The 21,009-nt window shown below is 68.7% G+C and carries 16 protein-coding genes; 14 read left to right on the plus strand and 2 right to left on the minus strand.

Annotated features, from left to right (window positions below):
- Positions 1-71: 71 nt before the first annotated feature.
- The gene (locus AC3ANK_RS18210) at positions 72-926 is read right to left on the minus strand and encodes an undecaprenyl-diphosphate phosphatase (RefSeq protein ID WP_206862016.1); all 855 of its coding nucleotides are present in this window, start codon (positions 924-926) and stop codon (positions 72-74) included.
- 302 nt (positions 927-1,228) lie between these two features.
- Between AC3ANK_RS18210 and glnA the strand changes: the two genes are divergently transcribed.
- The 5 genes from glnA (at position 1,229) to AC3ANK_RS18235 (ending at position 6,178) form a co-directional block, all read left to right on the plus strand.
- Positions 1,229-2,638 carry a type I glutamate--ammonia ligase gene (gene glnA, locus AC3ANK_RS18215; RefSeq protein WP_206862015.1) on the plus strand — a complete coding sequence of 470 codons (1,410 nt, stop codon included), beginning with the start codon at positions 1,229-1,231 and terminating at the stop codon, positions 2,636-2,638.
- 94 nt (positions 2,639-2,732) lie between these two features.
- The gene (locus AC3ANK_RS18220; protein ID WP_206862014.1) at positions 2,733-3,200 is read left to right on the plus strand and encodes a GNAT family N-acetyltransferase; all 468 of its coding nucleotides are present in this window, start codon (positions 2,733-2,735) and stop codon (positions 3,198-3,200) included.
- 167 nt (positions 3,201-3,367) lie between these two features.
- On the plus strand, positions 3,368-4,135 hold the full coding sequence (locus AC3ANK_RS18225) for a TorF family putative porin (protein ID WP_484171666.1): 768 nt from the start codon (positions 3,368-3,370) through the stop codon (positions 4,133-4,135).
- 23 nt (positions 4,136-4,158) lie between these two features.
- Positions 4,159-4,497: a P-II family nitrogen regulator gene (locus tag AC3ANK_RS18230; RefSeq protein ID WP_115842812.1), complete on the plus strand. Its 339-nt coding sequence runs from the start codon at positions 4,159-4,161 to the stop codon at positions 4,495-4,497.
- A gap of 268 nt (positions 4,498-4,765) precedes the next feature.
- A complete protein-coding gene (locus AC3ANK_RS18235; RefSeq protein ID WP_484172899.1) occupies positions 4,766-6,178 on the plus strand; it encodes an ammonium transporter in 1,413 nt (470 codons plus the stop codon).
- A gap of 67 nt (positions 6,179-6,245) precedes the next feature.
- Here AC3ANK_RS18235 and AC3ANK_RS18240 read toward each other — a convergent pair whose 3' ends face one another.
- Entirely contained in the window at positions 6,246-7,637 is a 1,392-nt protein-coding gene (locus tag AC3ANK_RS18240) for an amino acid permease (RefSeq protein ID WP_484172900.1), read from the minus strand.
- A gap of 104 nt (positions 7,638-7,741) precedes the next feature.
- On the opposite strand from AC3ANK_RS18240, the gene AC3ANK_RS18245 reads away from it, so the two are divergent.
- The 9 genes from AC3ANK_RS18245 (at position 7,742) to AC3ANK_RS18285 (ending at position 20,872) form a co-directional block, all read left to right on the plus strand.
- Entirely contained in the window at positions 7,742-7,984 is a 243-nt protein-coding gene (locus AC3ANK_RS18245; RefSeq protein ID WP_484171667.1) for a hypothetical protein, read from the plus strand.
- A 252-nt stretch (positions 7,985-8,236) separates the two neighbouring features.
- Complete coding sequence (locus tag AC3ANK_RS18250; RefSeq protein WP_484171668.1) at positions 8,237-9,274, plus strand: NAD(P)H-dependent flavin oxidoreductase; 1,038 nt, start codon at positions 8,237-8,239, stop codon at positions 9,272-9,274.
- Positions 9,275-9,651: 377 nt separating this feature from the next.
- On the plus strand, positions 9,652-9,795 hold the full coding sequence (locus tag AC3ANK_RS18255) for a hypothetical protein (protein ID WP_484171669.1): 144 nt from the start codon (positions 9,652-9,654) through the stop codon (positions 9,793-9,795).
- 109 nt (positions 9,796-9,904) lie between these two features.
- Positions 9,905-10,660, plus strand: a complete 756-nt coding sequence (locus AC3ANK_RS18260) for an endonuclease/exonuclease/phosphatase family protein (protein WP_484171670.1) — start codon at positions 9,905-9,907, stop codon at positions 10,658-10,660.
- Entirely contained in the window at positions 10,657-11,874 is a 1,218-nt protein-coding gene (gene clsB / locus AC3ANK_RS18265; protein WP_484171671.1) for a cardiolipin synthase ClsB, read from the plus strand. The genes AC3ANK_RS18260 and clsB overlap by 4 nt, the downstream gene beginning before the upstream one ends.
- Complete coding sequence (locus tag AC3ANK_RS18270; RefSeq protein ID WP_484171672.1) at positions 11,871-12,833, plus strand: lysylphosphatidylglycerol synthase domain-containing protein; 963 nt, start codon at positions 11,871-11,873, stop codon at positions 12,831-12,833. The genes clsB and AC3ANK_RS18270 overlap by 4 nt, the downstream gene beginning before the upstream one ends.
- Before the next feature lie 91 nt (positions 12,834-12,924).
- Positions 12,925-18,495, plus strand: a complete 5,571-nt coding sequence (locus AC3ANK_RS18275) for a HAMP domain-containing protein (protein WP_484171673.1) — start codon at positions 12,925-12,927, stop codon at positions 18,493-18,495.
- Positions 18,480-20,207 (plus strand): response regulator, encoded by a 1,728-nt coding sequence (locus tag AC3ANK_RS18280; RefSeq protein ID WP_484171674.1) that lies wholly within the window; start codon positions 18,480-18,482, stop codon positions 20,205-20,207. The genes AC3ANK_RS18275 and AC3ANK_RS18280 overlap by 16 nt, the downstream gene beginning before the upstream one ends.
- A complete protein-coding gene (locus tag AC3ANK_RS18285) occupies positions 20,204-20,872 on the plus strand; it encodes a sensor histidine kinase (protein WP_484171675.1) in 669 nt (222 codons plus the stop codon). Before AC3ANK_RS18280 ends, AC3ANK_RS18285 begins: the two co-directional genes overlap by 4 nt.
- Positions 20,873-21,009: the final 137 nt, after the last annotated feature.

A 21,009-nucleotide genomic window follows, 5' to 3' on the forward strand; every position in this document is an offset into this window, starting at 1 on the left:
CCGGTGGCCGGGTCCGTCCTGGCCCGGCATTGGGAACTCAATGGAGCGCGCGGCGCGAACGCCGCCGCGGCTCAACTGCCGGCCGGCACCAGGTACAGCAGCGCCGCGCCGAGGACGAAGCGGTAGATCGCGAATGCGGTGAAACGGTGGCTCTGGATGTAGCGCAACAGCCATTTGACCGAGATGAAGGCGGTGATCGCCGAGGCCACGAAGGCCACGCCGAGGTCGCCCCAGTCCTCGTGCCCGGCCTGCCCGCTGCGCACCACGTCGATCAGCTCATAGGCGGTGGCGGCGAACATCGTCGGGATGCCCACCAGGAAGGCGAATTCCGTCGCCGCCGCGCGCGAAGTCGTGCCGGCCAGCAGCGCCACGAAGATCGTCGCGCCCGAACGCGAGGTGCCCGGGAACACGCCCGCCACCACCTGCGCGATGCCGACCAGGATCGCCACCGTCCAGGTGATCGTCGCGCGCTCGCCCAGCGCCGCCGCGCGCTTGGCCGCGAAGTGTTCGGCCACGATCATCCACAGGCCGCCGAGCACCAGCGCCCATGCGATCGGCGTGACCTGCTCGGGCAGTTCGAAGCCCAGCTTCTTCACCACCAGGCCCAGCACCGCGGTCACGCCGAACGCCGCCGCCAGCTTGAAGGCGTAATCGCGCGCCTGCGCGGCGTCCATCGGCATGCCGGCCGGGCTGTGTTCGGCCAGCGCGCGCCGCCCCAGGAATCCCATCGCCAGGTCCCACAGGCGCTGCCGGTAGATCAGCACGACCGCGAGGATCGCGCCGGCCTGGATGGAGATGTTGAACAGATCGCTGCGATGTCCGAGCCAGCGTTCGGCGATCAGCAGGTGGCCGGTGCTGGAGATCGGCAGGAATTCGGTGATGCCTTCGATGATGCCGAGGAGCAGGGCGGCTAGCAGGTCGGTCATTGGGGAGCTGGGATTCGGATGGGGGATCGGGATTCGTGGAACCGCGGACGTGTTCTTGGCGGCCAGGCACGAAACGGCGCAGCATACCGGACGGGCCTGCGTGCACCATGTCGACGCAATCGCATTGCTTCACGCACTGTTCTGGTGCAAGGCGATCAGGGCGCCGGCCGCTGGCTCTTTCGAATCAATGCGTTAGCACCGCGTGAACGTTGGCACGGCCCATGCTTGTGAATGAGGGTCACCGCGAACGCGGCCGGCTTTCCCCATCCCGAATCTCCAATCCCGAATCCCGGAGTTACCCCATGTCGATCGATCACGTAGAAAAGCTCATCAAGGACCACAAGGTCGAGTTCGTGGACCTGCGCTTCGTCGACATGCGCGGCGTGCAGCACCACGTCACCTTCCCGAAGTCGATCGTCGAGCCGAGCCTGTTCGAGGACGGCAAGATGTTCGACGGCTCCTCGATCTCGGGCTGGAAGGGCATCAACGAGTCCGACATGGTGCTGCTGCCCGACGCCAGCACCGCGTTCCTGGATCCGTTCACCGCCGATCCGACCCTGGTGCTGACCTGCGACATCCTCGATCCGGCCACCATGCAGGCCTACTCGCGCGACCCGCGCGGCGTCGCCAAGCGCGCCGAGGCCTACCTCAAGGCCAGCGGCATCGCCGACCAGGCGTTCTTCGGTCCGGAGCCGGAATTCTTCATCTTCGACTCGGTCCGCTTCGCCAACGACATGGGCCACACCTTCTTCCACATCGATTCGGAGGAAGCGCACTGGAACTCCGGCCGCGAGTACGACGGCGGCAACACCGGCTACCGTCCGATGGTGAAGGGCGGCTACTTCCCCGTCGCGCCGCTGGACACGCTGCACGACATCCGCGCCGAGATGTGCAAGACGCTGGAACAGGTCGGCATCGAGGTCGAAGTGCACCACCATGAAGTCGCCAACGCCGGCCAGTGCGAGATCGGCACCAAGTTCAACTCGCTGGTGAAGAAGGCCGACGAACTGCTGACGACCAAGTACGTCATCAAGAACGTCGCGCACCGCAACGGCAAGACCGCGACCTTCATGCCCAAGCCGATCGTCGGCGACAACGGCAGCGGCATGCACGTGCACCAGTCGCTGGCCAAGGGCGGCGTGAACCTGTTCTCCGGCGACGGTTACGGCGGCCTGTCGCAGATGGCGCTGTGGTACATCGGCGGCATCTTCAAGCACGCCCGTGCGATCAACGCCTTCGCCAACTCGACCACCAACAGCTACAAGCGCCTGGTGCCGGGTTTCGAAGCGCCGGTGATGCTGGCCTACTCGGCGCGCAACCGCTCGGCCTCGTGCCGCATTCCGTACGTCGCCAATCCGAAGGCGCGCCGCATCGAGATCCGCTTCCCCGATCCGATGAACTCCGGCTACCTGATCTTCGCCGCGCTGATGATGGCCGGCCTGGACGGCATCAAGAACCAGATCGATCCGGGCGCGCCGTCGGACAAGGACCTGTACGACCTGCCGCCGGAAGAAGAGAAGAACATCCCGACCGTCTGCCACAGCCTGGACCAGGCGCTGGAAGCGCTCGACAAGGATCGCGAGTTCCTCAAGGCCGGCGGCGTGTTCACCGATGACTTCATCGACGGCTACATCGCGCTGAAGATGCAGGAAGTCACGCGCTTCCGCGCGGCGACGCATCCGCTGGAATACCAGATGTACTACACGATCTGACGATCGGACGGCCCGGGGCGGATGCTCCGGGCCGTGTTGCTTGGCGTCACGAAAATCCGCTCCGAGTTCGATCCCTCTCCCACGGAGGTTCGCGATGGAGATCCGCACCGGCGGTCTCGATCATCCCGACGTCGTCGCGCTGCTGCAGGAACACCTGCGCGGCATGGCGGAGCTGTCTCCGCCGGAAAGCATCCACGCGCTCGACCTGGACGGCCTGCGCCAGCCGCCGATCACCTTCTGGTCGGCCTGGCAGGACGATGAACTGATGGGCTGCGGCGCACTGAAACAGCTCGATGCCGCGCACGGCGAGATCAAGTCGATGCGCACCGCATCACGGCACCGCCGCAAGGGCGTGGCCGCCGCGATGCTGGCGCACATCCTCGCCGAAGCGCAGCGTCGCGCGTACACGCAGGTGAGCCTGGAAACAGGCTCGATGGCGGGATTCGAAGCGGCACGCACGCTGTACGCGCGCCATGGCTTCGAACCCTGCGGTCCGTTCGCGGACTACACCGACGATCCGAACAGCGTCTTCATGACGCGGGCCGTGCAAGCGCGGCCGTAACCGCTCCACCGCAACACAACGCACGAGGTGAACAAAAACGACGGGCCGCCGCCCGCCGCAAGGCGAGTGCGTCCCGCGCGATCCGGGCACCGGCGAATCGCCCGACATCGCAGAGCACGAACACCAAATGACCGGGGAGGGGCCACCGCTTATGAGGAGCCTGCGTCATGTCGTCTCGCATCCATGCAAGCAAGTCCGCTGCATCGTTCGCCACCGTCGTGCTGGCCGGCGCGCTTTCGTTCGCCCTGCCCAGTGAGGCGATCGCCGGCGTGTCCGGCTCGGTCGCGCTGACGAGCGACTATCTGTTTCGCGGCATCTCGCAGAACAACACCGAACCGGCATTGCAGGCCGGCATCGAATACGCGGCCGACAGCGGCTTCTACGTCGGCGGCTGGGGCAGCAACGTGAGCTGGCTCTCCGACACGCCGGTGCTGGACGACGACATCTCCAACAGCGTCGAGCTGGATTTCTACGGCGGCTATCGCGGCAGGTTCAGCGACGCGGTCGGCTTCGACGTCGGCGCGCTGTACTACTGGTATCCCGGCGACTATCCGTCCGGCTTCAACAGCCCGGACACCGCCGAACTGTACTTCGGCATCAGCGCCGGCGTGTTCGCCGCCAAGTATTCCTACGCCCTCACCGACCTGTTCGGCTACGCCGATTCGGATGGCTCGGGCTATCTCGACGCCGCGGTGAACTGGGACTTCGTGCCGACCTGGACGCTCAACGCGCACGCCGGCAAGCAGTGGATCGAGAACAACGAGGACTTCGAGTACGTCGACTGGAAGCTCGGCGTCACCAAGTCCTTCGACGGCGGCTTCGCCATCGCACTGGCCTACAGCGACACCGACGCCGAGGAAGCCCTCTACACCAACGTCCACGGCAACTACCTGGGCGACGACACCGTCGTGCTGACGCTCACGAAGACGTTCTGAACATCCACCCACGGAGCTGCGAGATGAAACTGATCACCGCGATCATCCGGCCGTTCAAGCTCGACGAGGTGCGCGAAGCGCTCACCGAAGTCGGCGTGTCCGGGATCACCGTCACCGAAGTGAAAGGGTTCGGCCGGCAGAAAGGCCACACCGAGCTGTACCGCGGCGCCGAGTACGTCGTGGATTTCCTGCCGAAACTGAAAGTGGAATGCGCCGTCGCGGAAAGCTCGCTGGAAGCGGCGCTGGAAGCGCTGGCCAACGCCGCGCGCACGGGCAAGGTCGGCGACGGAAAGATCTTCGTGCAATCGCTCGAGCGCACGGTGCGGATCCGCACCGGCGAGCTCGATGACGATGCGTTGTGAGGGGGCGGCCATGACGACCTCCCATACCGATCACATCGACGCGTTCATGCCGTCGTTCCCGCGAAGGCGGGAATCCATCGACCCGATCGCCGCAACTTCGACGAAAGAAGGAAACCTCACCGTGATGCATGCACAGATGGATCCCCGCCTTCGCGGGGACGACGATACGCACGCGCGGACGCACGCGGTTCCGGCAAGCGAGGATTCTGGAAGCACCGGCTTCGAGATCGCGACGCGGGAAAACGCGGACAGCTTGCATGCCCGCGCAATCGCACGCTTTCGCACGCGCACGCCCGCACTCGCCGCGCTGGCGACGCTGGCAGCCCTCGCCACGCCCGCCCTCGCCTTCGCGCAGGACGCCGCCGCACCCACCGCCAACAAGGGCGACATCGCCTGGCTGCTGGTCTGCGCCGCGCTCGTGATCTTCATGACGCTGCCGGGCCTGGCGCTGTTCTACGGCGGCCTGGTGCGCAGCAAGAACGTCCTGTCGGTACTGATGCAGTGCCTGCTGGTGTTCTCGCTGGTGGCGATCCTGTGGGCGCTGTACGGCTATTCGCTGGCGTTCACGCCGGGCAATCCGTTCATCGGCGGGTTCGACCGCGTGTTCGCGAAAGGACTCGACGCCAGCGCGATGGGCGCGACGTTCACCAAGGGCGTCTACATTCCCGAACTGGTGTTCTTCGTGTTCCAGGGCGCGTTCGCGTGCATCACCTGCGCGCTGGTGATCGGCGCGTTCGCCGAGCGCGTGAAGTTCGCCGGCGTGCTGCTGTTCACCGTGCTGTGGTTCACCTTCGCCTACACGCCGATGGCGCACATGGTGTGGTTCTTCCCGGGCCCGGATGCGTTCACCGGCAACGACGCGGTGCCCGGCGTGCTCGCGCAGTCGGGCTTCCTGTTCGCGCGCGGCGCGCTGGATTTCGCCGGCGGCACGGTGGTGCACATCAACGCCGCCGTCGCGGGACTGGTGGGTTCGTACGTGATCGGCCGCCGTGTGGGCTACGGGCGCGAGGCGATCAAGCCGCACAACCTCACGCAGACGATGGTGGGCGCGTCGATCCTGTGGGTCGGCTGGTTCGGCTTCAACGCTGGTTCCGCGCTGGAAGCCAACGCGGTCGCCGCGCAGGCGTTCGTCAACACGTTCCTCGCGACGGCCGCCGCGGTGCTCGGCTGGACCGCGATGGAATGGATCAGCAAGGGCAAGCCGTCGATGCTGGGTGCGGCGTCGGGCGCGGTGGCGGGACTGGTGGCGATCACGCCGGCCGCGGGCTTCGTCGGATTGTGCGGCGCGATCGTGATCGGCGCCCTCGCCGGCGCGGTGTGCCTGTGGGGCGTGAACGGTCTGAAGCGGCTGCTCGGCGCCGACGACGCGCTCGACGTGTTCGGCGTGCACGGCGTCGGCGGCATCCTCGGCGCGCTGCTCACCGGCGTGTTCGCGTCGCCTTCGCTGGGCGGCGCGGGCATCTGGGATTACGTCACCGAAACCGCGCTACCGGAGTACAGCATCGCCTCGCAGGTGTGGATCCAGCTGCAGGGCGTGCTGGTGACGGTGGTGCTCTCCGGCGTGGTCGCGCTGGTCGCCTTCGTGATCGTGAAGTACACGGTCGGCCTGCGCGTCAGCGAGGAATCCGAACGCGAAGGCCTGGACATCACCTCGCACGGCGAATCCGCCTACGAGACCTGAGCCGTCGCGAACCAGGGCAAAGGCGTGCGTAACCCCTCCCGCGCACGCCGCGGCAGCGCGCGACGGCTCACGCCGTCGCGCGCTTTTTTCCGCGATGACGCCGCGCCAGCTCGCTCGCCAGCGCGATGCCGGCGGTCAGCGCGGCCATCGACAGGAACTGCCCGCGCGTTTCGCCGTTGGCGAGCAGCAGCGCGAAGATCAGCGCCAGGATCGCCAGCGCCGCGCCGGTCAGCCACGGGAAACCGCGCATGCGGAACGGCAGCGGCGTGCCCGCGCGATCGGCGCGGCGACGCAGGATCAGCTGCGACACCAGCGAGATCGTCCACACCAGCAGGCACGTCGAACCGACGATGTTGAGCAGCACCGGCAGCACGCGGTCCGGATACCACAGCTCGCACACCGTCGCGACGAAGCCGAACACCACGCACGACAGCACCGCGAGCACCGGCACCTGGCGGCCGTTCACGCGCGCCAGCCAGTGCGGCGCCTCGCGGCGCTGCGCGAGCGAGTAGATCATGCGCGAGGCGCCGTAGAGGTTCGCGTTGAGCGCCGACAGCAGCGCGATCACCGCGATCAGCGTGATCGTCGTGGACGCATACGGGATGCGCGCCACTTCCAGTACCGCGGCGAACGGCGAGCGCAGCGCTTCGCTGGTCCACGGCACGACCGCGATGATCACGCTGATCGAGCCGATGTAGAACACCAGGATGCGCCAGGCGACGGTGCGGATCGCGCGCGCGAGGCTGCGCGAGGGATCGGAGGTTTCGGCCGCGGCGACGGCCACGATCTCGGTCCCGCCGAACGCGAACACCACCACCAGCAGCGCCGCGCCGATGCCCGCCCAGCCCTTCGGCGCGAAGCCGCCGTGGCCGGTGACGTTCGACAGCCCCGGCGACGGCACCGCCGGCAGCAGGCCGAGCAGCAGCGCGGCGCCGATCGCGATGAAGGCGAGGATCGCGACGACCTTCATGATCGCGAACCAGAATTCGAATTCGCCGAAGTTCCGCACCCCCATCAGGTTGATGAAGGTGAAGAACAGCATGAAGGCGAGCGAGGACAGCGGCACCGGGATCTGCGGCCAGATCGTCGCGAGCAGGCCGGCCGCGCCGACCGATTCGGCGGCGACCACGACCACCACCTGCGCCCACCACAGCCAGCCGACGGTGGCGCCGGCGGTCGCGCCCAGCGCGTCGGCGGCGTAGACCGAGAACGCGCCGCTGGCCGGCTTGGCCGCGGCCATCTCGCCCAGGGCGTTCATCACGATGATCACCAGCGCGCCGGCGATGAGGTAGGACACCAGCACCGCCGGTCCCGCCGCCTGCACGCCGACGCCGGAGCCCAGGAACAGCCCGGCGCCGATCGCGCTCCCCAGGCCCATCATGATCAGCTGGCGCGGCTTGAGGGCGTGTCCCAGTTGCGGCGCGGCGTTCGGGAAAACGGTGGCTTCGGACATCGGCATCTTGGCGGCTTCGAGGGGCGACACCATACCGCGTCGCGGCATGGCGGCACCGTGCCGGTGGAGGGATCACGCGCGCCTGCCACCGGCCGCGCTACCGTCGCCGCATGGACACGCGCACCCAGACCCTGCCACCGGGCTGGCGGATCGAAGCGACCGGCCCCTTCCCCGGCAGCCGCGCGTGCGTGCTGCGCCTGGTCCATGCCGACGGCGCGGAGGCGCGGTGGCAGATCGAGGAAGGCACGCCGCAGTCCGAGGCGGTGAAGCAGCTCGCGGCGGCGATGGCGCTCACCGGCGAGAGCTATCGCGAGGACGACGAAGCCCGTCCGGGGCCGCTGCTGTCCACGTGATCGCGTCGGAGGGACTTCGCCCCGGCGCCGGATGGGCAGCCGACTGGAGTTCGGACGGGGAGGTCCGAGGGGAAGAGGATCGGCCTCGGCGCCGGGGCCCGTTCAGTCTGCGCGGCATGGTGGCCGGGCGCTGTCGGGGAATTCGGAAGACGGCGTCGGAGCAAACCCGACACGCCGGCGCGACCCATGGCGACCGCACGGAGGGAAGTCCGGCCATTCCCGAATCCTGCCGCCGGCCTCTACAGTGGACCCATGACGATCCAGGACCTCCTCGGCATCACGCTCCCCATCGTGCAGGCGCCGATGGCGGGGGTGCAGGGCGCATCGCTGGCACTGGCGGTGACGCAGGCCGGCGGCCTCGGTTCGCTGCCGGCGGCCACGCTCACGCCCGAAGCGCTGCGTCGGGATCTCCACGCGATGCGCGAACGCGGCAGCGGGCCGATCAACGTCAACTTCTTCTGCCACGCGCAACCCGGCGCGGATGCCGAACGCGAGGCCGCGTGGCGCGCGGTGCTGGCGCCGTACTACGCGGAGTTCGGGCTCGATCCCGCGGCACTCGTCGCCGGACCGGCGCGTGCGCCCTTCAACCACGACCTCGCCGACGTGCTGGCGGAACTGCCGCCGGCGGTGGTGAGTTTCCATTTCGGCTTGCCGTCGTCGGAGCTGCTCGAACGCGTGCGCGCGACCGGCGCGAAGGTGTTCTCGTCGGCGACGACGGTCGAGGAAGCGCGCTGGCTGCAGGCGCAGGGCGTGGACGCGATCATCGCGCAGGGGCTGGAGGCCGGCGGGCATCGCGGGCATTTCCTCTCCGACGACCTCGACGCGCAGTCCGGCACGTTCGCGCTGCTGCCGCGCATCGTGCGCGCGGTGCGCGTGCCGGTCATCGCGGCGGGCGGCATCGCCGACGCGGCTGGCGTCGCCGCGGCCAAGGCACTGGGCGCGGCCGGCGTGCAGGTCGGCACCGCTTACCTGCTGTGCCCGGAAACCACGACCAGCCCCGTGCACCGGTTGGCGTTGAGCACCGACGCCGGCGAGTCGACGGTGCTGACGAATCTCTTCACCGGACGTCCCGCGCGCGGCATCCGCAACCGGCTGATGCGGGAACTCGGTGCGATGCGCGATGACGTGCCGGCCTTCCCGCTCGCGGCCGGCGCCGTGTCGCCGCTGCGCGCGAAGGCCGAAGCGGCGGGCAGCGGCGACTTCTCGCCGCTCTGGGCCGGGCAGAACACCACCGGCTGCCGCGCGGTGCCGGCGGCGGAGGTCACGAAGGAACTCGCGCGGGGCTGGTGAGGAAGCGCCGGGTGTGGCGTGTGGCGAGCGCATGGTTTGCGGCGCGTGCGTTGCGTTCGCGTAGCAGGGAGCCGAGACGCCGAGGGCTTTTGTAGCCCGGGTAAGCGGAGCGCACCGGGGGGCGACGGAGCTCCGGGCACACCGCCGCCAACGCCCTCGCCGCGCCATCGCTCCGCATCACCCCTCACCGATGTCATCGCGTCGCAAAGCGGGGCCCCGGGCCGATATCGCATCCGAATCGCATCGCGCCCCCGGGTGCGCTCCGCTTACCCGGGCTACAAGAGCTGCAACAGCTGGATCCGACCTTTGAACGTTTGTTTCGATGTCGGGCATCCCGCGCAGAGAACGATTCGCTCGCCGGCTGGGCGATCGCGATCGTGCATCCGCTCGGTGTCGCCGCCGTGGCCGCTTACGTGGTCTGGGTCGATCGCCTGCAGATCCCGCCCGAGGAAGCGGCGCTCGCCAAACGCTTTCCGGTCGCGTTTCCCGAACACGCGCGCCGCGTGCGCCGATGGCTCTGAGCCGGCGCGACGGCCGTGCACACCGCCCCTGCCGCGCCCCCACCGGCCCTCACGCGACATCGCGCGGGCCGTCGGCAGAATGCAGGACAGTCCGACGACACGTCGCTGCATGACCTCGATCAACGTCCTGACCGTCAACATGCACATGGGGTTCAGCCTGCTCAACCGCAGGTTCGTGCTCCCCGAACTGCGCGAAGCGATCCGCGGCGTGTCGGCCGACATGGTGTTCCTGCAGGAAGTGCTCGGCGAACACGCGCGCCACGCGCAACGCCATGCCGACTGGCCGTCGGGCCCGCAGTACGAGTTCCTCGCCGACACGCTGTGGACCCAGTTCGCCTACGGCCGCAACGCCGCATACCCGCACGGCCATCACGGCAACGCGTTGCTGTCGAAGTTCCCGATCGCGTCCTACCAGAACCGCGACGTCTCCGTGCACGGCCACGAGAACCGCGGCCTCCTGCACGCCATCGTGCGCGTGCCCGACGAGGACACCGGCCAGGAAGCCGAGGTGCACACGATCTGCGTGCACCTGGGCCTGCGCGAATCGCACCGGCAGCGGCAGATCGGCCTGCTGTGCGACGTGGTGTCCGGACAGGTGCCGCACGATGCGCCGCTGATCGTCGCCGGCGACTTCAACGACTGGCGCGTGCGCGGCCATCGGCTGGTCCGCCGCTGCGGACTGGTGGAAGCGTTCGAACACACGCGCGGACGGCTGGCGCGCACCTTTCCCTCGCGCTGGCCGACGCTGCCGGTGGATCGCATCTACGTGCGCAACGCGCGCGTGGTCGAAGCGCGCGTGCTGGCGTCGCGTCCGTGGTCGCACCTGTCCGACCACCTGCCACTGCTGGCGAGGGTCCAGCTGTGAAGTTCTGGCGCGTCATGGATTCGTGCTGGCGGCACGGCCACCGCGCGCGCCTGCTGGAGAACGGCGAGGCGTATTTCGCGCGCGTGTTCGAGGCCATCGACGCGGCGCAACGCGAAATCCTGCTGGAAACCTTCATCTGGTTCGAGGACAAGGTGGGCATCGCGCTGCAGCAGCGGCTTATCGCGGCGGCGCGGCGCGGCGTGCGCGTGCATTTCCTGGTGGATGCGTTCGGCTCGCCCGATCTGTCGGAGGATTTCCTGCGCGCGCTCACCGAAGCCGGCGTCCAGCTGCGCATGTTCGACCGGCAACCCACGCTGTTCGGCATCCGTCTCAACGTGTTCCGGCGCATGCACCGCAAGCTGGTCGTGATCGACGAACGCATCGGCTTCGTCGGCGGCATCAACTATTCGGCCGACCATCTCGAAGACTTCGGTCCCACCGCCAAGCAGGATTACGCGGTCGAAGTGGAAGGCCCGGTCGTCGCCGACATCCATGCCTTCATGCGCCACGCCATCGCCACGCGCGGCACCGGCGAGCGCTGGGAGCCGGACACCACGCACGAGACCGGCAAGCCCGCCGGCAACGCCGACGTCTGCTTCCTCCCGCGCGACAACGGCCGCCGTTCGCGCAGCATCGAACAGGCCTATCGCGAAGCCTTCCGCGCCGCGCGGCAGGAAATCGTGATCGCCAACGCCTACTTCTTCCCCGGCTACGGCTTCCTGCGTGACCTGCGCGACGCCGCGCGGCGCGGCGTGAAGGTGCAGCTGATCTTCCAGGGCGAGCCCGACACGCCGATGGCGCTGATCGCCGCGCGCTGGCTGTACCGCCATCTCGTCGATGCGGGCGTGCGCATCCACGAGTACTGCCAGCGCCCGTTCCACGGGAAAGTGGCGGTGATCGACGACGAATGGAGCACCGTGGGTTCCAGCAACCTCGACCCGCTCAGCCTCTCGCTGAACCTGGAAGCCAACGTGTTCATCCGCGACCGCGAGTTCGCGGGCGATCTGCGCCGCCGCCTCGGCACGCTGATCGACAACCACTGCAAGGAAGTGGACCCGGCGGACGTGCCGCGCGGCAGGTTCTGGCAGCCGATCACGCGCCCGCTGCTGTTCCATGTGTTGCGCAAGTTCCCCGAATGGGCCGGCTGGCTGCCCGCGCACACGCCGCGCACGGCGCTGGTGCGGCCCGACGATTCCGAGGACTCGTCGAAGTGACCGCGCACCGCCACCGCTGGCGTCGCGCCCGGCGCATCGCGTTCTATGTCTTCCTGGCGCTGGTCGCGTTCCTGCTGGTGCGTTACGCGCGCTCGGTCGACTGGGAACAAGTGGGCGCCACGCTCGCCGGCTACGGGTCGGGCACGCTGGCGATCGCCATCGCGATCACCGTCGGCAGCTACCTGCTGTACTCGTGTTACGACCTGGCCGCGCGCCGCTACGTGCGGCACCCGCTGCCGGCACCGCGGGTGATGGCGATATCGACCGTCTGCTACGCCTTCAGCCTCAACGTCGGCGCGCTGGTCGGCGGCGCGGGCTTCCGCTATCGGCTGTATGCGCACGCGGGGCTCGGGCTGGGCACGATCAGCCGCATCGTCGCCTTCACCGTCGGCACCAACTGGCTGGGCTACCTGCTGCTGGCGGGCGCGCTGTTCGCGTCGGGACGGGTCGTGCCGCCGCCGCACTGGCCGGTATCCGGGCGCACATTGCCGTGGCTCGGCGCGGCCATGCTGGTCGCGGTGGCGGTGTACCTCGTCGCCTGCCGCGTGACGCACGGCCGGGTTTTCCACCTGCGCGGCCACCACTTCCGCCTGCCTTCGGTGCCCCTCGCGCTGGTCCAGCTCGCCCTCGCCGCGACCAACTGGTCGCTGATGGCCGCGCTGCTGTTCGTGCTGATGCCGCCGCACGTGTCGTACGCGTCGGTGCTCGGCGCGCTGCTGGCGGCGGCGGTGGCATCGGCCATCGCGCACATCCCGGCGGGCATCGGCGTGCTGGAGGCGGTGTTCATCGCGCTGCTCGGCCACCAGGTGCCGCCGCCGCAGATGCTCGCGGCGCTGCTGGCCTATCGCGCGTGCTACTACCTGGGGCCGCTGCTGCTGGCCATCGCCGGCTACGCCGCGCTCGAAGCGCGCGTGCGCGGGGGCGATCGCGGCCACGCGCGGGTGCCCGCCGACCCATAGAACACGCCAATCCCCGTGAACATCCCGTCATCGGCGCTGCGATAAGCTCGGGTGATTTTCCGCGAAGCCGCAGTGCATGGGGGATGTTCGGGTGACCACGGAAACGAAATCGCGCCGTTCGCCATCGGCGCGCAAGGCGAAGCCGTCGCCAGCGAAGGCCGTCGCGACGGCACCGAAACGGCGCGCGCAGGCCGAGCCGTTGCGCGAGCCCCTGCGCGATCCGCCACGCGATCGGCTCGACGTGATCATCGAAGCGATGGACGCGGTGCGCGCCGGCGACTTCTCGGTGCGCCTGCCGCTCAACTGGCAGGGACAGGAAGGCCAGCTCGCGCAGATCCTCAACGAGATCATCAACCACAACCGCCGCCTCGCCGCCGAACTGGCGCGCGTGGGCGAAGCCGTCGGCCGCGAAGGCCAGACCCGCCAGCGCATCGTGCCGGCCAACCGCGAAGGCCAGTGGCTGGAGATGGAGGACTCGGTCAACGCGCTGATCGACGACCTCGTCCGTCCGGTGGAGACGATGAGCGAGGCGATGGCCGGCGTCGCCAAGGGCGATCTCACCCGCACCGTGCCGCTGGAAGCCGACGGCCGTCCGCTCAAGGGCGAGTTCCTGCGCTCGGCGAACATCGTCAACCGCATGATCGCGCAGATGGGCGAGTTCAGCTCGGAAGTGACGCGCGTCGCACTCGAAGTGGGCACTGCCGGACGCCTCGGCGGCCAGGCCAAGGTGAAGGGCGTTTCGGGCGTGTGGAAGGACCTGACCGACTCGGTCAACCAGATGGCGTCCAACCTCACCGCGCAGGTGCGCAACATCGCCGACGTGACCATCGCGGTGGCGAACGGCGACCTCTCGCGCAAGATCACCGTGGACGTGCGCGGCGAGATCCACCAGCTCAAGGAAGCCATCAACACGATGGTGGACCAGCTGCGCGGCTTCGCCTCGGAAGTGACGCGCGTGGCGCGCGAGGTGGGTACCGAAGGCCGGCTGGGCGGCCAGGCCGTCGTGCCCGGCGTCGCCGGCACGTGGAAGGACCTGACCGACTCGGTCAACGCGATGGCGTCCAACCTCACCTCGCAGGTGCGAAACATCGCCGAGGTGACCACCGCCGTGGCCAAGGGCGACCTGTCGCGCAAGATCACCGTGGACGTGCGCGGCGAAATCCTCGAACTGAAGAACACCATCAACACGATGGTGGACCAGCTCAACGGCTTCTCCTCCGAAGTGACGCGCGTGGCGCGCGAGGTGGGCACCGAAGGCAAGCTCGGCGGCCAGGCGCAGGTGCCCGACGTCGCCGGCACGTGGAAGGACCTCACCGACCACGTGAACTCGATGGCGTCCAACCTGACGCTGCAGGTGCGCAACATCGCCGAGGTGACCACGGCGGTGGCGAAGGGCGATCTCTCGCGCAAGATCACCGTGGACGTGCGCGGCGAAATCCTGGAGCTGAAGGACACCATCAACACGATGGTGGACCAGCTCAACGGTTTCTCGTCGGAAGTGACGCGCGTGGCGCGCGAAGTCGGCACCGAAGGCCGCCTGGGCGGCCAGGCCGTCGTGCCGGGCGTCGCCGGTACGTGGAAGGACCTGACCGACTCGGTCAACGCGATGGCGTCCAACCTCACCTCGCAGGTGCGCAACATCGCCGAGGTGACCACGGCCGTGGCGAAGGGCGACCTCTCGCGCAAGATCACCGTGGACGTGAAGGGCGAAATCCTGCAGCTGAAGGACACCATGAACACCATGGTGGACCAGCTCAACGGCTTCGCCGCCGAAGTGACCCGCGTGGCGCGCGAGGTGGGTACCGATGGCAAGCTCGGCGGCCAGGCGCAGGTGCCGGGTGTCGCGGGCACGTGGAAGGACCTCACCGACAACGTCAACTCGATGGCGTCCAACCTCACCGCGCAGGTGCGCAACATCGCCGAAGTCACCACCGCGGTGGCGAAGGGCGACCTGTCGCGCAAGATCGCGGTGGACGTGAAGGGCGAGATCCTCCAGCTGAAGGAGACCATCAACACGATGGTGGACCAGCTCAACGGTTTCGCCGCCGAGGTGACGCGCGTGGCGCGCGAAGTGGGTACCGAAGGCAAGCTCGGCGGCCAGGCGCAGGTGCCGGGCGTGACCGGCGCCTGGAAGGACCTCACCGACAACGTCAACTCAATGGCGTCCAACCTCACCACGCAGGTGCGAAACATCGCCGAAGTGGCGACGTCGGTGGCGAAGGGCGACCTGTCGCGCAAGATCGCGGTGGACGCGGAAGGCGAAATCCTCCAGCTGAAGGAAACCATCAACACGATGGTGGACCAGCTCAACGGCTTCGCCGCCGAGGTGACGCGCGTGGCGCGCGAGGTCGGCACCGAAGGCAAGCTCGGCGGCCAGGCACGCGTGCCGGGCGTGGCCGGTACGTGGAAGGACCTCACTGACAACGTCAACTCGATGGCGTCCAACCTCACCACGCAGGTGCGCGGCATCGCGGCGGTGGTGACGGCGGTGGCCAACGGCGACCTGCACCGCAAGCTCACGGTGGAAGCCAAGGGCGAAGTCGCCGAGCTGGCCGACACCATCAACAACATGACCAACACGCTCGCGATCTTCGCCGACCAGGTGACGACCGTGGCGCGCGAAGTCGGCGTGGAAGGGCGCCTGGGCGGCCAGGCGAAGGTGCCGGGCACGGCGGGCATCTGGAAGGACCTCACCGCCAACGTGAACCAGCTCGCGGCGAACCTGACCAACCAGGTGCGCGCGATCGCCGAGGTGGCCACCGCGGTGACGCAGGGCGACCTCACGCGTTCGATCCAGGTGGACGTGCGCGGCGAAGTGGCCGATCTGAAGGACAACATCAACGCGATGATCGCCAACCTGCGCGCGACGACCGAGTCGAACCGCGAGCAGGACTGGTTGAAGACCAACCTCGCCAAGTTCTCCTCGATGATGCAGGGCCAGCGCGACCTGCTCACGCTCGGCCAGATGCTGCTGTCGGAACTCGCGCCGCTGGTGGATGCGCAACAGGGCCTGATCTACATCGTCGACGAAGGCGCCGACGGCGAGGTGCGCCGCCTGCGCCAGCTCGCCGGCTACGCCGACAGCGCGCCGATGGCGAGCCGCACGCTCGACTTCGGCGAGGGCCTGGTCGGCCAGTGCGCGGCCGAGGCGCGGCTGATCCTGCTGGAGAACATCCGACGCGACGACGACGCGCACGGCGTGCGCATCCAGTCGGGCCTGATCGAAGCCGCGCCGCGCAGCGTGATCGTGCTGCCGGTGCTGTTCGAGGACCAGGTCAAGGCGGTGATCGAACTGGCGACGCTGCACGAGTTCACTCCGTCGCAGCGCGCGTTCCTGGAGCAGCTGTCGGGCAGCATCGGCATCGTGCTCAACACGATCGAGGCGACGATGCGCACCGAGCGCCTGCTGTCGCAGTCGCAGCAGCTGGCCGGCGAATTGCAGACGCAGCAGAACGAACTGCAGCAGACCAACGAGGAAATCGCGCTCAAGGCCTCGCTGCTGGCCGCGCAGAAGGCGGAGGTCGAACAGAAGAACCTGCAGATCGAACACGCGCGCCGCGCGCTGGAGGAAAAGGCGGCGGAGCTGGCGCAGACCTCGCGCTACAAGTCCGAGTTCCTCGCCAACATGTCGCACGAGCTGCGCACGCCGCTCAACAGCATCCTGATCCTCAGCCAGCAGCTGGCGGAGAATCCGGAAGACAACCTCAGCGAGCGCCAGGTCGAATTCGGCCGCACCATCCACGCCGCCGGCACCGACCTGCTGCACCTGATCAGCGACATCCTGGACCTGTCGAAGATCGAGTCCGGCACGGTCACCATCGACATCGAGACGATCAGCTTCGCGCACCTGCGCGAGAACCTGGAACGCGGTTTCCGCCACGAAGCCGAACGCCGCAAGCTCGATTTCGCCGTGGATTTCACCCGCGACCTCGGCCCGACGCTGCGCTCGGACCCCAAGCGGCTGCAGCAGATCCTGAAGAACCTGCTGTCGAACGCGTTCAAGTTCACCGAACAGGGCAGCGTGCGGCTCAGCGCGCGTCCGGTCACGCGCGGCTGGAGCGAGGACCACCCGGTGCTGTCGCGCGCGCCGGTGGTGGTCGCCATCGAAGTCACCGACACCGGCATCGGCATCTCGCCGGACAAGCAGCGCATCGTGTTCGAAGCGTTCCAGCAGGCCGATGCGGGCACCGCGCGCAAGTACGGCGGCACCGGCCTCGGACTGGCGATCAGCCGCGAGATCGCGGGCCTGCTCGGCGGCGAACTGCGCCTGCACAGCGTGGAGGGCGAAGGCAGTACGTTCACGCTGTACCTGCCGCTCAACTACGTGGGCAACAACCCCGGCAGCGGACAGGACCGCACCCTGCCCGAGGCGGGCCGCAGCGCGAACCGCGTGCGTGTGGAAGTGCCGGTGCCGGCCGAGCACGTCGCCGCCGCCGACATGCCCGCGACGGAGCGCCTCGAGGACGACCGCCACGCGCTGGTGGCCGACGTGCCGACGCTGCTGATCGTCGAGGACGACGCGCACTACGCGTCGGTGCTGCGCGACCTCGCCCGTTCGCGCGGCTTCCAGGTACTGCATGCCAATCGCGGCGACGAAGCGCTTCGCCTGGTGCGCGAGTACAAGCCGACGGCGATCACGCTCGACATCTTCCTGCCCGACATGCTCGGCTGGACCGTGCTCGCACGACTGAAGCAGGACGCATCCACGCGCCACATCCCGGTGCAGATCGTCACGGTGGAGGAAAGCCGCCACCACAGCATCGAGCGCGGCGCGTTCTCGTACCTGGCCAAGCCGTCCACGTCGGAGACCATCGGCGAGGCGTTGCAGCGCATCAAGGATTACGCGACGCCGCGCGTGAAGCGCCTGCTGGTGGTGGAGGACGACGCCAACGAGCAGATGAGCATCGTCGAACTGCTCCGCCACGACGACGTCGAGATCGTCACCGCCGGCTCCGGCGAGGACGCGCTGCGCAACCTGCTCGAAGGCGAGTACGACTGCGCGGTGCTCGACCTGCGCCTGCCGGACATGACCGGCTTCGAGCTGATCGACCGCATCCAGGCCGAGGATTCGCTCAAGCACGTGCCGATCGTGGTGTTCACCGGCAAGGACCTCAGCGCGGATGAAAGCGAACGCCTGCGCCGCGTCGCGCGCAGCGTGGTGATCAAGGGCGTGGAATCGCCCGAACGCCTGCTCGACGAGACCGCGCTGTTCCTGCACCGCGTGATCGGCAACCTGCCACCGGCCAAGCAGCGCATGGTGCGCAGCCTGCACGAATCCGACGACGGCCTGCGCGGCAAGAACGTGCTGGTGGTGGACGACGACGTGCGCAACATCTTCGCGCTGTCCAGCGTGCTCGAACGCCACGGCATGCACGTGCACACCGCCGGCAACGGCCGCGATGCGATCAGCAAGGTCGGCGAGATGCCGCAACTCGACCTGGTGCTGATGGACATCATGATGCCCGGCATGGACGGCTACGACACGATGCGCGAGATCCGCGCGCTGGGCGATCGTCGCACGCTGCCGATCGTCGCGCTCACCGCCAAGGCGATGAAGGGCGATCGCGAAAAATGCCTGGAGGCCGGTGCCTCCGACTACCTGGCCAAGCCGGTCGTCACCGACCAGCTGCTCGGAGTCCTGCGTCAATGGCTGCAACGTTGAACGATGCCGCGGCGGCCACGGCCGCCGCGCCGGTCAAGATCCTGCTGGTCGACGACCAGCCCGGGCGCCTGTTGACCTATCGCACCATCCTGGAGCCGCTGGGCGAGGAGCTGGTCGACGCGCGCTCGGGCATGGAAGCGCTGAAGCTGCTGATGGAGGACGAGTACGCCGTCATCCTGCTCGACGTGAACATGCCGGTGATGGACGGCTTCGAGACGGCGACGATGATCCACCAGCATCCGCGCTTCGAGAACACGCCGATCATCTTCGTCACCGCGGTGAACCTCTCCGACCTGGACCGCCTGCGCGGCTACAAGCTTGGCGCGGTGGACTACGTGATGGTGCCGGTGATCCCCGAGATCATGCGCACCAAGGTGTCCGTGCTCGCCGAGCTGCACCGCAAGCGGCGCCAGCTGCAGGCGCTCAACGCGAACCTGGCGACCGCGCATCGCGAACTGCAGGCGGAGAAGGCGCGCGAACTCGAACGCCTGAACGCCTCGCTGCGCGCCGCCAATGCGGAACTGGAACTGCGCAATCGCGAGCTGATCGCCGAGAACAAGGAACGCACGCGCGCCGAACGCCGCCTGCGCGAGGCCGACCAGCGCAAGGACGAGTTCCTCGCCACGCTCGCGCACGAACTTCGCAACCCGCTGGCACCGTTGCAGAACGCGCTCGCGGTGCGCCGCCTGCGCGAACCCGACGACCACGATCCGCTGCTGGCGATGATGGAGCGCCAGCTGTCGCTGCTGGTGCGGATGATCGAGGACCTGCTCGACATCGCGCGCATCACGCGCGGCAAGCTGACCCTGCGTCCGGCGCCCACGGTGTTGCAGGACGTGATCGCCGCCGCGGTCGACACCGCGCGACCGCTGATCGAAGACGGCGGCCACACGCTGCACCTGCAACTGCCCGACACCCCCGTGCCGCTGGAAGCGGACCACGCGCGGCTGGCGCAGGTGTTCGCGAACCTGCTCAACAACGCGGCGAAGTATTCCGATGCGCAGGGCCGCATCGAACTGGGCGCCGCGCTCGACGGCGACCAGGTGCAGGTGTGGGTCAGCGATTCGGGCATCGGTCTCACGCCCGAGCAGATGGACACCGTGTTCGAGATGTTCCACCAGGTGGACACCACCGTGGAGCGTTCGCGCGGCGGACTCGGCATCGGGCTCACGCTGGTGCAGCGCCTGACGCAGATGCACGGCGGGCGCGTGGAAGTGCACAGCGACGGCCCCGGACGCGGATCGACGTTCCGCGTGCGGCTGCCGTGCGCGGGAACGTCCGTGTCCGCCATGCAGGAAGCCGCACCCGCGCCCGAAGCGACCGCGGCGACGCGTCGCGTGCTGGTCGTCGACGACAACCACGACGCCGCCGACACGTTGGCGATGATGGTGCGCCTGCTCGGCCACGAAACGCGCGCCGTGTACGACCCGCAGGCGGTGGAGGACGAAGTGGCGTCCTTCACGCCGGAGGTCGTGTTCCTCGACGTCGGCATGCCCGGCCGCAGCGGTTACGACGTCGCCCGTGCGCTGCGCACCGCGCACGGCGACGCGCTGGTGATCGTCGCCGTGACCGGCTGGGGCCAGCCCGAGGATCGCCTGCGCACGCTGCAGGCCGGCTTCGACCATCACCTGGTGAAGCCGCCGGACATCCAGGCCATCACCGACATCTGCAGCAAGGGACTGCGTCCGCTCGCGGAGGACACATCGCCATGACCGGTTCCAGTCCGTCCTGGATGAGCAAGTGGGCGCACGACCTGCGCGGCCCGCTCGCACCGATCCAGTCCGCCCTGTTCCTGCTGCGCCACGGCGGCAACGACGTGAACGAACGCGACGAGCTGTTCGAGCTGATCGATCGGCAGATGCGCCGGCTCACCGGCATGATCGACGAGATCGGCGACTGGGTGCGCGCCGACCAGGGCCGGCTGCTCACGCGCAGCGGACCGATCGACCTGGCGCTGATCGTCGAGGCCAGCCGCGGCCTCGGCGCCGACGCGGTCGAGGTGCGTTACGAGAACGACGCCGAGAACGCGCTGCTCGAAGGCGACGCGTCGCGCCTGGCGAACCTGCTGTCGACGTTCTTCTGGCTGGTCTCGGCGCCGCGCGACGGCGCGGCGGCGAACGGCACGCAGCCGTCGGCGACCATCGCGATGAGCGACGGCTGGGTGCAGCTCACCGGGCCACTGAGCCCGGCGCTGCGCGCGGGCAGCAACGTCGAGACGCTGTTCACCGAGCCGCAGGTGGCGCCGGCGGGCGATGGCCTCGGGTTGCGGTTGCTGATCGCATGCGCGATCGCGACGGGCCACGGCGGCGAGCTGGGCACGCGTGCGGGGGATGGGGATCCGGTGGAGGTGGTGCTGCGGTTGCCGGTGCGGAGGTGACAGCTCCCTCCCCTGCTTGCAGGGAGTGAGGTGCACCGCTCGGCAACGCCGATGAAATGCATCGCCGCATCGTTACCTCGCACGCCCCGACCCTGTCCGGCCCGAACGCATACCGTTCGGGCGTTCGAAGACGCGCG

It is taken from the genome of Lysobacter sp. SCRH-1R (assembly GCF_057747855.1).